Source organism: Brevibacterium sp. 1718 (assembly GCF_051131255.1).
GTDB classification, from domain to species: domain Bacteria; phylum Actinomycetota; class Actinomycetes; order Actinomycetales; family Brevibacteriaceae; genus Brevibacterium; species Brevibacterium sediminis.
The window spans coordinates 35833-49973 of sequence record NZ_CP186550.1 but is presented as its reverse complement, the minus strand read 5'-3'; the positions used below and the strand labels follow the sequence as shown (position 1 = coordinate 49973).

Below are 14141 nucleotides of genomic sequence, written 5' to 3'. Positions count from 1 at the left end.
ACCATTCATTCGGCGACCCCAACGACGGTCGGCCGACAAAGGAGTACTTGTGGCCAAGTCCAAAGGACGCCCCCAGCGCACTTCTCGCACTTCGTCGGCGGCCAAGGCGAAGCAGGCCGAATCCGCAGAAACGGTCGAAGCGACCGAGATCGAGGAACTCGAGACCGAATCGCTCGACACCGATGTCGCCGAAGCTGCCGACACCGAGTCGGATGCGACGGAGTCTGCTGCGGATGACCTGAAGGACGATTCCTCGGATGAGGACGCAGAGGACTCCGAGAAGGCTTCCGCGAAGGACTCAGCGACCGCGGCCGCCGGGAAGAAGGACAAGGCGTCGACGGACGAGAAGTCGGCCACGAAGTCCGACTCGGCCAAGGATGCGAAGTCGGCCAAGGATGCGAAGTCGTCGAAGACCTCGGACTCCAAGACCTCAGGATCGAAGGCCTCTGATTCCAAATCATCGGCCTCCAAGACAACCGGCTCGAAAGGTGCGGCCGCCAAGCGCACGGCCCGGTCGGGCAATCCCGCCAAGCGCCCCCAGGGTCGCAAGACGGCGAGCTACACCTCGACCTCGGGCCAGCAGACCATCAAACCGAACCCGAGCTGGTTCCTGCCGGTCCTCATCGGCCTCCTGCTCATCGGTCTGATCTGGCTCGTCACCTTCTACATCACCCAGGGCGCTCTCCCCGTCGAAGCGTGGGGCAACTGGAACATCCTCATCGGCTTCGCCTTCTTCGTGGCGGGTCTGATCATGTCCACACGCTGGCGGTAGCCGACCCCGGCCGCAATCGCTGACGATTGTCTGGTCGATCCGCGGTGATTCTGAGCTCGGAATCACCGCGGATCGACCAGGCAATCTGCATTCACCGGTCCACGCTCGCACCAGCAGCGGCGCCCCGCTCGCACCGGCAACGGCGCCCCGGCATCGACAATCCACAAGCGCCGAGTTATACCCAAGCCGGGTGCGTCGCTTGTGGAAAACTTAATTTAAGCCTCTGACCAGGCTAAACACACAGGTGTAAGTTATCCACGTTGTGGATAGAGCTTGTGGACAAAGAATTTTCCACTGCAGAGTGCACACAAAACGGCTTTTGTCTGGTAAAAGCCTGATAGCGCCTGTGCGACTTCGCCCAGCAGACGAAAACGTCGCACTCTGCGACTGAGTCCAGGGCCTCAGCCGAGTTCGGAATTCGAGCTCCTAGCTCAGGGCAGGGCTGAGAGGCCGGCCAGCTTCCACGCTCCGCCGGCCGCCAGGAGCACCACCAGACCGACCGCGGTCGACGTGAACACGAGCGTCCGTGAGCGCTGTGGCCCGAGCAGCCCCGCACACCCGAGCACGAACCCGGTGAGCAGACCGCCGAGGTGGGACTCCCAGGACACGCCCGCGACGAGGAATCCATAGCCGAAGTTGAGCGCCACGAACACGAGCACCCCGGCGATGTTCCGGTCGAGCCGACGGGTCGGGGCCAAGAGGACACCGACGATCGCGAACACCGCACCCGAAGCACCGATATGATGCGTCACCCAATCGACGCCGAGGGGATCGGCCAGCAGGAGCACCATGGCCGAACCACCCGCAGTGCCGATGATGTAGACGGCCAGGAACTTCCAATGCCCCAGCGCCCGCTCGACGAAGGATCCGAAGAAGAACAGTCCGATCATGTTCGCCAGCAGATGGAACGGTGAGGGCTCCTCGTGGACGAGGGCGACCGTGAGCACCCGCCACGGCTGTTCGATCGTGAGTGCGGGAACGAAGCTCAGTCGGCGCAGCAGGTCGAGGCCGGGAATGAGCTCCGCGAGGAACGCCACGATGGTGACGATGAGGAGTATGCGGGTGATCAGCGGCGGGGATGCAGAGAGGGCCCGGCCGGTTTCCCGTGCCGAGCCCTCCTCAGGTGTGTCCATCACACCATGGTACTCAGTGGTCCTCTACGGACAGTGACTCACTTCGCGGTGACGTCGACCTTCTCGATGACGACCGGCTCGACCGGCTTGTCCATCGCAGCGGTGCGCACACCCTCGATCTCGTCGACGACCCGCTGCGAGGCTTCATCGGCAACCTCCCCGAAGATGGTGTGCTTGCCGTTGAGCCAAGGGGTCTCGGCGGTGGTGATGAAGAACTGCGAGCCGTTGGTGCCGCGTCCCATCTGCTTGCCGGCATTGGCCATGGCCAGCAGGTACTTGCGGTCGAACTGCAGTTCGGGGTGGATCTCGTCGTCGAAGGTGTAGCCGGGTCCGCCGGTGCCGGTGCCCAGCGGGCAGCCGCCCTGGATCATGAAGTTCGAGATGATGCGGTGGAAGCCGAGTCCGTCGAAGAACGGGCGCTTGGTCGGCTCGCCGGTCGAGGGATCGGTGAACTCACGCTCACCCTGGGCGAGTTCGACGAAGTTGGCCACGGTCTTCGGAGCATGATTGCCGAAGAGGTTGATGGTGATGTCACCGTGGTTGGTGTGCAGGACTGCGGTATGTGTCGAAGCTGTAGTCATGCCTTCATTCTTCCACGCCGAGGCGGCGAATGCAGTTTCGCACCAGGTCCATTGCCCAACCTGTCAGGCGATCCGCAGACAATTCGATGACATCCGCTGTCCACAGGGTTGCCCCTAGGCCGTAGACTGGTCAATGATCACCTGACCACCGACATCTAAGGATTGGGAACTGTTTATGTCGAAGAAGCCCACTCGAGATCAGCTCACTTCGAAGCTCGATTCCGCGAAGCAGACGTCGCTCCGAGTCCTGGCAGATGCCAGCGAGAACGCGGCCCCTAAGCTGCGTGAGGCCGCAGACAAGGCTCGCCCCCAGGTCGAGGCGCTGGCCGGCAAGGCCGAAGAGTTCGCTGAGAAGGCGCGTCCGCAGGTCGAAGCTCTCGCCGACAAGGCCAATGATCGGGTCCACGACTGGGCCGACAAGCTCGAGTCCTACCGCCCCGAAGCCACCGAACGCGCCGGCAAGTTCGCATCGAACGCCGCGACTTCGCTGTCCGCTGCCGAGACCCCGAAGCTCATCGATGACCTGGCTGTCCGCCTCACCGGTGACAAGAAGGCCATGAAGAAGGCACGCAAGGCTCTCGCCAACGCCGGCAAGCGCATCGAGAAGGACACCGCCCGCAAGTCCGGTGGCGGAAAGGCCGCACTTGTGTGGACCCTCGTCATCGGTTCGGCCGCCGGAATCGGCTACTACGTGTGGAAGAAGGCCCAGCCGGTCGAGGATCCCTGGTCGACCCCGCTGCCGAACAACCGTCCCGCCGATGCCCGTCCGGTCGGTTCGACCCCGGCTTCGCGCCAGGCCGCGGCCACCGAGGTCTCGCAGACCGCTGTGCCCTCGACCAAGGCTGAGGCCGCGGACGAGGTCCCCGCACCGAAGCCGGCCGTCAAGCCTGCCGAAGGCTCCGACGCCAAGCACTGAGTCACTGACGACTGATCAGTGACGCTGTTCAGTCACCAGGCGAATCCACGGATTCGCATGACCGTCACCGAGGCGGCCCACCGTTACGGTGGGCCGCCTCGGTGTTTCTGTGCGCGCCGACTCCTTATTGCTACCTGACGGCGGCCCAGCAACCTGGCGCGAGGTTGCTGGGCCGCCGTCAGGTAGTAATTAGGGAGGGCAAGCCTATTCGGGGTCGAGGACCTCGCGCCCACCGCGGGGGAAGCCTCCGGCACGGCGGGCGGCCACGAGACCGGTGATCGTGAATGCGAGGGTTGCGGTGAGGATGAGCAGCAGCGGTGCCGTCCACCCGCCGGTCGCGGTGTTGAGCCAACCGGCGAACGGCGGAGCCAAGGTCGCTGCGAGGTAGCCGCCGAACTGCACGCGCGCCGATGCTGACGCGGTCTGGGCGTCGCTGCCGGCGGTGCGGGCGATGATCGAGAAGATCGCGGTGAACCCGCCGCCCTGGGCGATGCCGCCGGTGGTCGCCCACAGCCAGTACGAACCGGGTGCTGCCAGCAGACCCACGGGCAGCGACAGCCAGAGGACTGCGACGATCGCCACGGGCACCCACGGCTTCGTCTTCACGGCCAACAGCGGCACTCCGAAGGCGCCGAGGATCGCCGCGATCTGGAACAGGGACGCCGTGCCTCCGGCGGCGGTCGGGGCGAGCCCGATCGTGTCGCCGAGGTAGCTCGGCAGCCAGGTCGTCGTCACGTAGTAGGCAGTCGACTGCCCGGAGAACGTGATGATGAGCAGGGCGATGATCACTCGGAAGGAGGCGGGAGCCTCGGCCCACGACTGCTTCGCAGCGGGGGCGGCCGCCTCGGCGAGGGAAGGGTCAGTGGAATCGACGGCCTCCGCGGCAGCGCGGGCGGCCTCCCCCTCGCGGCGCACGCGCACGCGGATGAGCACCATCCAGAAACCGAGCCCGGCCAGGGCGAGAACGCCCCAGGCGGCCAGGGCCCACCGCCAACCGAACGCCGCGGCCAGTGGGCCCGTGCCGATGAGGGTGGCCATCGACCCGACGTTCATCATCGCCGAGTACAGGCCGGTGACCATCGACACCTGTTCCCACGGGACCTCGCGACGGATGATGACGGGCACGACGATATTGCCCAGGGTGATCGCGAGCCCGATGATGCCGGTGCCCACGAGCACGAGCCAGGGAGGGCCGACCGACCGCAGAACTGTGCCCAGCAGGACACCGGACAGACAGGCGAGAACCGTGGCTTCGGCCCCGAGGCGGGTGATGAACTTCCCCGCCAGCGGCGTGGCCAGCGCAAACAGCAGAACCGGCAGTCCGGTGAGCAGACCGAGTCCGGCCGCGCTGAATCTCGTGCCCTCCTGGATGTCGGGCAGGATCGCCGTCGGCGCGATGATCGGGGTGCGCAGGTTGAGGGCGAGGATGACGATGCCCAGAACGATCCAGGGCAGCATCCTCTTCGCGGAGGGCAGGTGAGGTGAACTCACATCCGCTCGGGAACGCGGATGCCGAGCACCCCGAGACCGGCCTGGAGGACCTCGAGCACGATCGCCGAGAGCCGCAGACGGGAGTCGCGCAGCTCTTCGGTCTCGGCGATGAGCACCGGGCACTGCTCGTAGAACGAGGTGAAGGCCTGGGCGAGATCGAACAGGTAGGTGCACAGGCGGTGGGGCGTCGACCCGGCGGCCACCTCGGTGACCACATCGGCGAAGCCGAGGATCGACAGGGCCAGCTCACGCTCGGCCGTCTCTCCGAGACTGATCGCAGCGTTCGCGACCTGGGAGGCATTGACGCCTTCGGCCTCGGCCCTGCGTCCGATCGAACGGATGCGGGCACCGGCGTACTGAAGGTACGGGGCGGTGTTGCCGATGGGGGCGAGCATTCGGTCGAGGTCGAAGGTGTACGAGGTGTCGTGGGCGACGGAGAGGTCGGCGTACTTGACCGCACCGATGCCGACGATGCGCGCAACCTCATCGGCCTCCTCGGGGCCGAAGTCCACGTGTGATTCTGCCAGAGTCGTCTTCGCCCGGGTCACGGCCTCTTCGAGGAGTTCGGCCAGGCGCAGCGGGGCACCGGAACGGGTGCGCAGGATCTTGCCGTCGGATCCGAGCACATTGCCGATCTTCACGTGTTCGGGGCTGAAGGTCTCCGGCAGCCAGCCGGCCGCGCGGGCGACGGTGAAGACCATTTCGAAGTGCATGGCCTGCGGGGTGCCGACGACGTAGAGCGCCCGGTTCACACCGAGGTTGATCGCCCGGTTGCGGACGGCCGCGAGGTCGGTCGTGGCGTAGCCGTAGCCGCCGTCGGACTTGCGGATGATGAGCGGCAGGGGTTCGCCCTCACGACCGGTGAAGCCTTCGGGGAACACGCACAGCGCTCCATCGGAGATCGTGGCCAGGCCCTTCGCCTCGAGCTCGTCGCAGACCTCGGCGAGCATGTCGTTGTAGGTGGACTCTCCGGCGAGGTCGGCGTCGGTGAGGGTGACGTCGAGGAGGGAGTAGATGCGGTTGAAGTACTCGCGGGAGTAGCCGACGAGCGTCGTCCACAGGCCCAGGGTCTCTTCGTCGCCGCCCTGGAGTTTGACGACGCGGGACCGGGAGCGTGTGGCGAAGGCTTCATCGGAGTCGAACTTCGCCCGGGCCGCCTGGTAGAAGGCGTTCGGGTTCTCGGACACTTCGGAGGCCTCGTCGGAGTCGACTCCCACATCGAGGAGGTGCTCGATGAGCATGCCGAAGGGGGTACCCCAGTCGCCGATGTGGTTCTGGCGGATGACCGTGTTGCCGAGGAACTCGTGGGTGCGGGCCAGGGCGTCGCCGACGACGGTGGTCCGCAGGTGCCCGACGTGCATCTCCTTGGCCACATTCGGGGCCGAGTAGTCGATGGCCACGGTCTGCGGGGCATCGTTTTCCGGTGCCGCTGCGGCGCCCCCCGCTTCGAGGGTGGAGGCGAGGAACTCCGGGGTGAAGGTGAGGTTGATGAACCCGGGTCCGGAGATCTCCGGTGCCTCGCACACGCCCTCGAGGTCGAGGTTCTCGACGATCTGTGCGGCGATATCGCGCGGCTTCGACTTCAGCTCCTTGGCCAGCGGCAGGGCCACATTGGCCTGGAAGTCTGCGAACTGGCTGCTGCGGATGACGGGGTCACGTCCGGCGAAGTCCTCACCGAAGGCCTGGGTGAGGGCGGCGGCGAAACGGTCCGTGAGCACAGAAGTCAGAGATGGCATGTGCCCATTCTATTGCCGGGTGCAAGTTGCCTGGGCATCGGTTCCGGCCCGCGGTCGCCGCACTGTCGAGCTTGTAATGTGGGTCACGTGACTTATCTTCGCTATCCCCATATCCAGTCCGATCTCATCACCTTCACCGCCGACGACGATGTCTGGCTCGTTCCCTCCGCCGGCGGCCGCGCCTGGCGGCTGACCTCCGATCATGCGCCGGTCCGGTCACCGAGGATCTCACCCGACGCAGCGCACGTCGCGTTCGTATCGTTCCGCACCGGCCAGGCGGAGCTCATGGTCGCCGAGGTGGCCACCGGGTCCCTGCGTCGGCTCACCTGGTTGGGGTCGAGCGCGATGACGATGCTCGGGTGGGCCGATGCCGCCCATGTCCTCGTCGGCGCGAATGCCGGGGAGTTCGAGGTCCGCAACCATGTCGTGAAGTCCGTGAGCCTCGACGGCGAGGTCGATCGGCTGTCGTTCGGTCGTGCCTCGGGTCTGGCCCGGCACCACACGGGAGTGACCGCTCTGTCGACGCCGTTCTCCCGTCCGCCCGCGCACTGGAAGCGCTACCGGGGTGGGACTGCGCCGAGGCTGTGGCTCGATCGAGTCGGCAGTACGAACGCTGCCGGCATCGGAGATGGATCCGGGGCCCGGTGGCAGCGGCTGCTGCGCGAGGACGAGGCCTCTCTGACCGACCCGCTGTGGGTCGGCGATTCGCTCGTGTTCACCTCGGACCGGGCCGCGACCTTCCCTCACCATGCCGATGAACAGGCGAACCTGTGGATCATCGACGGACTGGCCACCTCGGCGAGTTCGGGTGATGACTCGGTCGAACCACGGCAGCTCACGCACCAGTCCGAGGCCGAGGGCTATGTCCGTGACGCCACGACCGACGGCACCCGCATCGTCTGGCACTCCCGTGGGGAGATCAGGATCCTCGACAGCCTCGACGCCGAGGTCCGCACTCTCGCGGTGACTCTGCCGGGGACTCAGGTGCAGCCGCTCAGTCTCGACCCGAAGACCGGGCTCAACCACATCAGCCCCGACAGAGAAGGCAATGCCTCGGTGGTGGAATGGCGGGGCAAGACCTTCTGGCTCGCCCACCGCGAGGGCCCGGCCCGGGCGCTGTGCGCGGATTCGTCGATCCGCACCCGCGAACCTCTCGTCCTCGGTGACACCGGGTTTGCCACGTACATCACCGACGTCGAAGGGGAGGACGCGATCGAGGTCGCGTCCGTGACCGGGGACAAGCCGCCTCGGCGAATCGGGGCCGGAGCCCTGGGACGGGTCCTGCACCTGAAGGCGGATCCGGCGGGGAAGATGCTCGCCACGATCTCCCACGACGGGTCGATCCGGACCGTCGATGTGGGCAATGGTCGGACGCGTCTGGTCGGGCATTCGGGACACGGCGAGGCGCGCGATCCGCGGTTCTCACCCGATGGGAAGTACCTCGTGTGGTCGCAGCCGACGCAGGGTGAGGAGCTGCTCGCGCAGCTGATGATCGCCGAGGTGAAATCGGATCGCGAGGCCCAGCCGCTGACGACGGGCAAGTTCAATGACTTCTCGCCGACGTTCACCCGTGATGGGAAGTTCGTCGCTTTCCTCTCTGATCGCACCTTCGATCCCTCGTACAACCAGCATTCCTTCGATCTGTCGTTCAACGGCGTCACCCGACCGTGGCTGCTGCCCTTGGCCGCCGATGAACCTGCGCCCTTCGGACCGAGCGCCGGCGGATGGGCGATCAGCGAGGTCACCGAGGAGGCGAAGTCCGAGCGCGGTCGCGGGGACAAACCCGCCGCCACCGTCGAGGTCGAGCTCGAGGGAGCTGAAGAGCGCATCGTGCCGTTCCCGGTCGCCTCGGGGGTCTTCCGGGATCTCGAATCCGCTGAGGGAGGACTCGTCTGGCTGCGCACCGGCGACGTCGAAGCCGGTGAGCTCGGCACCGGACGGGCCGGAGATGCCGGTGAGAAACCCGCCGAGGTGGTCCAGTACTTCGACTTCGCCAAGCGGAAGGTCAGCACCGTCGTCGACAAGGCCGACGAGTATGAGATCTCCGGAGACGGCAAGCTGCTCGTCGTGCGCAGCGACGGTGCGATCAGCGTGGTCCCGGCGAACCGGAAAGTCGAGGCCGACGATGATGACAACATCTCCGTCGATCTCTCGCGTCTGCGATTCGAGCTCGACCGCCGGGCCGAATGGCTGCAGATGTTCGAGGAGAACTCCCGGATCATGCGCGATCACTATTGGCGCGAGGACATGAACGGGGTCGATTGGGAGTCGGTGACGCTGCGCTGGCGTGCTGTGGCCGCCAAGGCGCTGACTCATGACGACCTCGTCGACGTGCTGTGGGAAACCGTGGGCGAGCTCAACACCTCCCACGCCTATGTCAGCCCGCCTTCTGGGCTCGGCGATGGGTCGATGAAGCTCGGATTCCTCGGTGCGGATCTTGAGCGGAGCGCTGAGGGTTGGACGATCTCTCGCATCCTTCCCGGTGAGAGCAGTGAACCGGGGGCGAGGTCGCCGCTGCGCCAGGCCGGAGTCGGAGCGCAGCCCGGCGATGTCATCGTTGCTGTCAATGGTCAGCCCGTCGACGAGGCGGCCGGTCCCGCCGCTCATCTGCAGGGGGCCGCGGACACGATCGTCGAGCTGACTCTGCGCCGCGGTCGCAAGGACCGCGCGGTCGCCGTGATTCCACTGCCCACCGAGGAGAAGCTGCGCTATCAGGATTGGGTGCGCTCCCGCCGGGAGTATGTGGCCGAGAAGTCATCCGGCCGCATCGGCTATGTGCATGTCCCGGACATGACCTCCTACGGGTGGGCGCAGATGCACCGGGATCTGCGGCAGGCCATGGGCTGCGAGGGCGTCATCGCCGATGTGCGGTTCAACCGAGGCGGGCACACGAGTGCTCTGGTGGCCGAACGCTTCGCCGATCAGGTGGTTGCCTGGGGTGCGGCTCGCAGCTATGACCAGATGGACCGGGACCCCGAGGATGCTCCGCGCGGCCCGGTGGTGTTCGTGGCCAATGAGTTCTCCGGCTCCGACGGCGACATCATCAACGCGCGCGTGCAGGCCAAGGGCATCGGCCCAGTGATCGGCGTGCGCACGTGGGGCGGAGTCGTCGGCATCGACGGTCGCTACGATCTCGTCGATGGCACCGGAGTGACGCAGCCGCGCTATGCCTTCTGGATCGAGGGCAAGGGCTGGAGTGTGGAGAACTATGGAGTCGACCCCGATATCGAGGTCGAGCACGATCCCGGTCAGCTCTTCGCCGCCGACGATCCGCAGCTCGACCGCGCCATCGCCGAGGTGTTCGCCGGGCTGCAAGCCCATCCCGCCGCCCAGGCTCCGGAGTTCCCACCCCCGCGCGTGCAGCCGCTGAAGAAGGACGGCGCCGGGGTCCCCGAAGCCCCCGCCGAGGACTGACCCACCAACCCCTCCACCTGCCGGTAGGGCTTGGCCCCGCCACCTGCCGACGACCGCACTGCGTTCCAGCCATCAGTTCGCGTCCTGATGGCTGGAACGCAGTGTGGTCACGGGCCCAGCCACCTCGTGCAGCTTCATCGACTTTTGATCCAGTCATCGGGAGAAAACTCGATGACTGGATCAGAACCCGATGACGAACCGAACGAAACTCGATGCGTGCCGGCTCTACCGCTCGGTCGGGGTCAGGGCCCACACGGCGAAGGCGAGCAGCACGAATCCCGAGATGACGCCGCTGATGACCGGGATGAACGCCGGAGCCGCCGCGAAGAAGGCGATGAACCCGCCGATTCCGCAGAGGGTCACGACGGTGGCGAGCACGTGGAAGCGGTCGAGCCCGAACACGCGGCCGAGCGCATAGAAATGAGTGCCGACGACCACGGCCACCCACGCCACTCCGAGCTCCGGATGGCCGAGGCTCGTGAGCAGTCGGGCTCCGGCGAACAGGAGAACCGCCTCGATGAGCACGATGATCCAGTAGGCGCGACCGAACGGCGGTTCCCGACGACCACGGGTCCCCGATTCGCCGAGGCGGCCGCCTCCACCACGGTTCCGCAGCAGTCCGCGAACCGCGAGGACCGCGATGCCGGCGAAGACGATGACGCCGACCGCGATAACGAGTGTGCGCCCCAGGGTCGAGAACTGGCCGGTGTTGATGATGAGGAACAGCAGCCCGAAACCAGCGCCGATGAGCGCCCCGATCTCCGCACCGTCCGCTGTCCGCCGGGTGCTGAGTCCTGTCTTGTGGTCCGGGTCGGGTGCTTCTGCGGTCATCGTCGTCCGTCTCTCGTCGTCATCGTCAGTCACTCCCGACCCATTGCCGGGAGTTCGGATCGGCCGACACCTGAGCAGTGCATTCTGTCGGCACCCTTGCCGGCAACATTCTTCCACCAGTGCACCGTCGCTCCGATGCGGACGGACGAAACTCGGCGAACTCACAAGAATCTTCCGGCACCGCGACTCTTGACCTCGTTCATGAACTGATGTTCACTAGGTGTGAACATAGATTCATTTTTCGTTCGAGGAGGCAACGATGCCAACATCCACCAGCCCGACTCAGCAGACCGCAGCCACGGATTTCGACGACATCCTCTACGTGGTGGAAGAGACCTTCGCGGTCATCACGATCAACCGGCCCGATTCCTTCAATTCGTTCCGGTCGCAGACCGTCGACGAACTCATCGAAGCCTTCACTCTCGCCTGGGGCGACAACCGCGTCCGTTCGATCATCCTCACCGGTTCCGGGCAGAAGTCCTTCTGCGCCGGCGGCGACGTCAAACAGAAGGCGCAGACCGGCGACTACGGCCCCAGCCGCTACGGCATGTTCCGCATCTCCGAACTCCACAAGGTCATCCGCTCGGTGCCGAAACCGGTGATCTCCGCGGTCAACGGTGTCGCCATCGGCGGCGGAAACGTGCTCACCACCCTCTGCGACATCACGATCGCGGCCGCACACGCGCGCTTCGGCCAGGCCGGCCCCAAGGTCGGATCCTTCGACGCCGGCTACGGTTCGGCTTTCCTCGCCCGGGTCATCGGTGAGAAGCGCGCCCGTGAGATGTGGTACTTCTGCGAACTCATCGACGCACAGAAGGCCGAATCCTGGGGCCTGGCCACCGAAGTGGTCGACGCCGACGAACTCATGCCCCGCGCCAAGGAACGCGCCCGGGCCCTCGGTCTCAAGGCACCGACGGCGCTGCGCTTCCTCAAGCAGTCATTCAACGCCGATTCCGAGATGCAGACCGGCTTCACGAACCTCGCCATGAGCGCCCTCGACCTCTACGCGCACTCCCCGGAATCACACGAAGGAGCGGCCGCCTTCGCGGAGAAGCGCGATCCGGACTTCAGCCGCTTCGACGGCGCGTACTGACCCCCGGCGCCTCGCCGGCACAGATCCCACCTGCACAGACCCTGACAGCACAGAGGATTCCCGTGGACACGACTCTCACCCCCGATACCCAGACCCTGCTCGATGCGGCGGCCGGATTCGAGGAGCGGCTCATCAGCGAGGCCCGCGAACGCGAAGCCGCCGGCCGCATCGGTGCCGATATCACCCGAGAGATGGGCCGTGCCGGTCTCATCGCCCCCGAACTGCCGACCCACCTCGGCGGGACCGGACTGACCAAGGTCACCGCGGGTCTCGTCACCGAGGCCATCGCCCGTGGAGACCTCACCGTCGCCTATATCCAGGTCGTCGGATCCCTCATCGGACAGGTCATCGCCCGCAATGCCAGCACCGAGGTGGCCGCCCACTACTGCCGCCTCATCACAACCGGTGACGAAACGGTGGCCATCGGACTCTCCGAACCCGAGGCTGGTTCGGACGCCGGAAACCCCTCGACCACGGCCCGACGGGACGGCGACGACTGGATCGTCAACGGCACGAAGTCGATGTCGCTGGCCATGACCTCGACGGCAACGGTGATCTTCGCCCGCACCGACCCCGAGGCGGGGCGCGGAAAGGGCATCTCGGCGTTCCTCGTCGACCTCGACGCCCCCGGAGTCACCCGGAACCCCATCATCGACATGGGTCAGGCGGCCGTCGCTCGCGGCAGCGTGGACTTCACCGATGTCCGTGTGCCCGCCGACCACCTCCTCGGCGAGGTCGGTGGAGCATTCACCCAGGTCATGCAGGGATTCGACTTCTCCCGAGCTCTCATCGGACTGCAGTGCACGGGGACTGCGACGCGCGCGATCGAGGATGCCTGGGCCTACGCCAAGGGACGTGAGGCCTTCGATCAGCCGCTGTCGAAGTTCCAAGGGGTCTCCTTCCCCCTGGCCGAGGCGGAGACGAAGATGGCGGCGGCCCGACTGCTATGCCTGGACACTCTGCGCCTCGGCGACGAGGGCCACCCGCACACCTCTCAGGCTGCCATGTGCAAGTGGTGGGCCCCGCTCGAGGCCTACCATGCGGTCCATCAGTGCCTGCTTCTGCACGGACAGAACGGCTACAAACAGGACCGGGACGTCGAGAAACGACTGCGCGACGTGCTCGGCATGCAGATCGGCGACGGCACCGCCCAGATCATGAAGCTCATCATCGCCCGCAACTCCGCCGGTCGCGAATACGCCCCCTGACCGGGTGGAACACCGGCCGACCGGGACGAACACCGGCCGACCGGGACGAACACGGGCCGACCGGAGCGAACACCGGTCGACCGGAGCGAACACACCCACCTGACGACGCAGCATCAGACACACGACTGGAAGGACACCACCATGTCAGCACCCACTCAGACCGCACCTCTGACCGATCGCATCATCATCGTCACCGGTGCCGCCTCCGGAATCGGCAAGGGAATCGCGACCCGCCTCGCCGCCGACGGCGCCACCGTCGTCGTCGCCGACCTCGACGCACAGACGGCCGCGAACACCGCCTCGGCGTTGGGGCATGATTCGATCGGGCTCGCCGCCGATGTCACCGACCGTGCGGCCGTGGACGCCATGATCGCCGAGGTGGTCGAGCGCTTCGGACGCATCGACGTCCTCGTCAACAATGCCGGCTGGGACAAGGTCGAACCGTTCATGGAGTCGACGCCGGCGACCTGGCAGCGGGTCATCGCGATCAACCTCCTCGGCACGCTCAACTGCACGCAGTCGGCGGCCGAGCACATGATCGCAGCCGGATCGGGATCCGTCATCAGCATCGGCTCGGACGCCGGCCGGGTCGGGTCGAGCGGGGAAGCCGTGTACTCGGCGGCCAAGGGCGGGATCATCTCGTTCACGAAGACCTTCGCCCGCGAGGTCGCCCGACACGGGATCACCGCGAACTGCGTGTGCCCCGGACCGGCCGACACGCCGCTGTTCGCCGAGATCTCCGCGGACAATCCGAAGCTGCGAACCGCACTGGAGAAGGCGATTCCGATGCGCCGGCTCGCCCGTCCCGAGGACCTCGCGAACGTCGTGGCCTTCTTCGCCCGTCCCGATTCCGCCTATGTCACCGGCCAGACTCTGTCCGTCTCCGGCGGACTGACGATGGCCTGAGCATCACAACCGTCGCCCGGCGGCGACAGTTGTCAGCACGACCACCAGCTCCACCCGAGT

At 66.3% G+C, this 14141-nt stretch carries 11 protein-coding genes; 6 read left to right on the top strand and 5 right to left on the bottom strand.

The features are described from left to right. Positions 1 to 49 precede the first annotated feature (49 nt). Complete coding sequence (locus tag ACOZ9V_RS00215; protein WP_181271202.1) at positions 50 to 772, top strand: cell division protein CrgA; 723 nt, start codon at positions 50 to 52, stop codon at positions 770 to 772. Between the two features lie 431 nt (positions 773 to 1203). Here ACOZ9V_RS00215 and ACOZ9V_RS00210 read toward each other — a convergent pair whose 3' ends face one another. Both ACOZ9V_RS00210 and ACOZ9V_RS00205 read right to left on the bottom strand, forming a co-directional pair. Next, positions 1204 to 1905, bottom strand: a complete 702-nt coding sequence (locus ACOZ9V_RS00210; protein ID WP_181271203.1) for a rhomboid family intramembrane serine protease — start codon at positions 1903 to 1905, stop codon at positions 1204 to 1206. A 38-nt stretch (positions 1906 to 1943) separates the two neighbouring features. Next, complete coding sequence (locus tag ACOZ9V_RS00205) at positions 1944 to 2486, bottom strand: peptidylprolyl isomerase (RefSeq protein ID WP_139467639.1); 543 nt, start codon at positions 2484 to 2486, stop codon at positions 1944 to 1946. Between the two features lie 175 nt (positions 2487 to 2661). Here ACOZ9V_RS00205 and ACOZ9V_RS00200 point away from each other — a divergent pair, with 175 nt between their 5' ends. Next, positions 2662 to 3402 (top strand): hypothetical protein, encoded by a 741-nt coding sequence (locus ACOZ9V_RS00200; protein WP_229664020.1) that lies wholly within the window; start codon positions 2662 to 2664, stop codon positions 3400 to 3402. Positions 3403 to 3606: 204 nt separating this feature from the next. On the opposite strand, the gene ACOZ9V_RS00195 is transcribed toward ACOZ9V_RS00200, so the two are convergent. Continuing rightward, positions 3607 to 4893, bottom strand: a complete 1287-nt coding sequence (locus ACOZ9V_RS00195) for an MFS transporter (RefSeq protein ID WP_308423771.1) — start codon at positions 4891 to 4893, stop codon at positions 3607 to 3609. Next, positions 4890 to 6629, bottom strand: coding sequence for an arginine--tRNA ligase (gene argS / locus ACOZ9V_RS00190; protein ID WP_181271204.1), 1740 nt, complete (start codon positions 6627 to 6629; stop codon positions 4890 to 4892). Before argS ends, ACOZ9V_RS00195 begins: the two co-directional genes overlap by 4 nt. Before the next feature lie 87 nt (positions 6630 to 6716). Between argS and ACOZ9V_RS00185 the strand changes: the two genes are divergently transcribed. Beyond that, positions 6717 to 10043 carry a S41 family peptidase gene (locus tag ACOZ9V_RS00185; RefSeq protein WP_229664019.1) on the top strand — a complete coding sequence of 1109 codons (3327 nt, stop codon included), beginning with the start codon at positions 6717 to 6719 and terminating at the stop codon, positions 10041 to 10043. A gap of 225 nt (positions 10044 to 10268) precedes the next feature. Here ACOZ9V_RS00185 and ACOZ9V_RS00180 read toward each other — a convergent pair whose 3' ends face one another. Then, complete coding sequence (locus ACOZ9V_RS00180) at positions 10269 to 10907, bottom strand: hypothetical protein (protein WP_229664018.1); 639 nt, start codon at positions 10905 to 10907, stop codon at positions 10269 to 10271. Positions 10908 to 11133: 226 nt separating this feature from the next. Between ACOZ9V_RS00180 and ACOZ9V_RS00175 the strand changes: the two genes are divergently transcribed. The 3 genes from ACOZ9V_RS00175 to ACOZ9V_RS00165 all read left to right on the top strand — a co-directional run bounded on the left by ACOZ9V_RS00175 (position 11134) and on the right by ACOZ9V_RS00165 (position 14081). After that, positions 11134 to 11967 (top strand): enoyl-CoA hydratase-related protein, encoded by an 834-nt coding sequence (locus ACOZ9V_RS00175; protein WP_181271206.1) that lies wholly within the window; start codon positions 11134 to 11136, stop codon positions 11965 to 11967. Between the two features lie 62 nt (positions 11968 to 12029). Beyond that, positions 12030 to 13175, top strand: coding sequence for an acyl-CoA dehydrogenase family protein (locus ACOZ9V_RS00170; protein ID WP_181271207.1), 1146 nt, complete (start codon positions 12030 to 12032; stop codon positions 13173 to 13175). A gap of 141 nt (positions 13176 to 13316) precedes the next feature. Next, positions 13317 to 14081, top strand: coding sequence for an SDR family NAD(P)-dependent oxidoreductase (locus ACOZ9V_RS00165; RefSeq protein WP_181271208.1), 765 nt, complete (start codon positions 13317 to 13319; stop codon positions 14079 to 14081). The last annotated feature ends 60 nt before the right edge of the window (positions 14082 to 14141 follow it).

Excerpts from the sequence above, each read along its gene's own strand:
- ACOZ9V_RS00210 (WP_181271203.1), bottom strand. The coding sequence starts at position 1,905 with ATGGACACACCTGAGGAGGGCTCGGCACGGGAAACCGGCCGGGCCCTC.
- ACOZ9V_RS00205 (WP_139467639.1), bottom strand. The coding sequence starts at position 2,486 with ATGACTACAGCTTCGACACATACCGCAGTCCTGCACACCAACCACGGT.
- ACOZ9V_RS00200 (WP_229664020.1), top strand. The coding sequence starts at position 2,662 with ATGTCGAAGAAGCCCACTCGAGATCAGCTCACTTCGAAGCTCGATTCC.
- argS (WP_181271204.1), bottom strand. The coding sequence starts at position 6,629 with ATGCCATCTCTGACTTCTGTGCTCACGGACCGTTTCGCCGCCGCCCTC.
- ACOZ9V_RS00175 (WP_181271206.1), top strand. The coding sequence starts at position 11,134 with ATGCCAACATCCACCAGCCCGACTCAGCAGACCGCAGCCACGGATTTC.
- ACOZ9V_RS00165 (WP_181271208.1), top strand. The coding sequence starts at position 13,317 with ATGTCAGCACCCACTCAGACCGCACCTCTGACCGATCGCATCATCATC.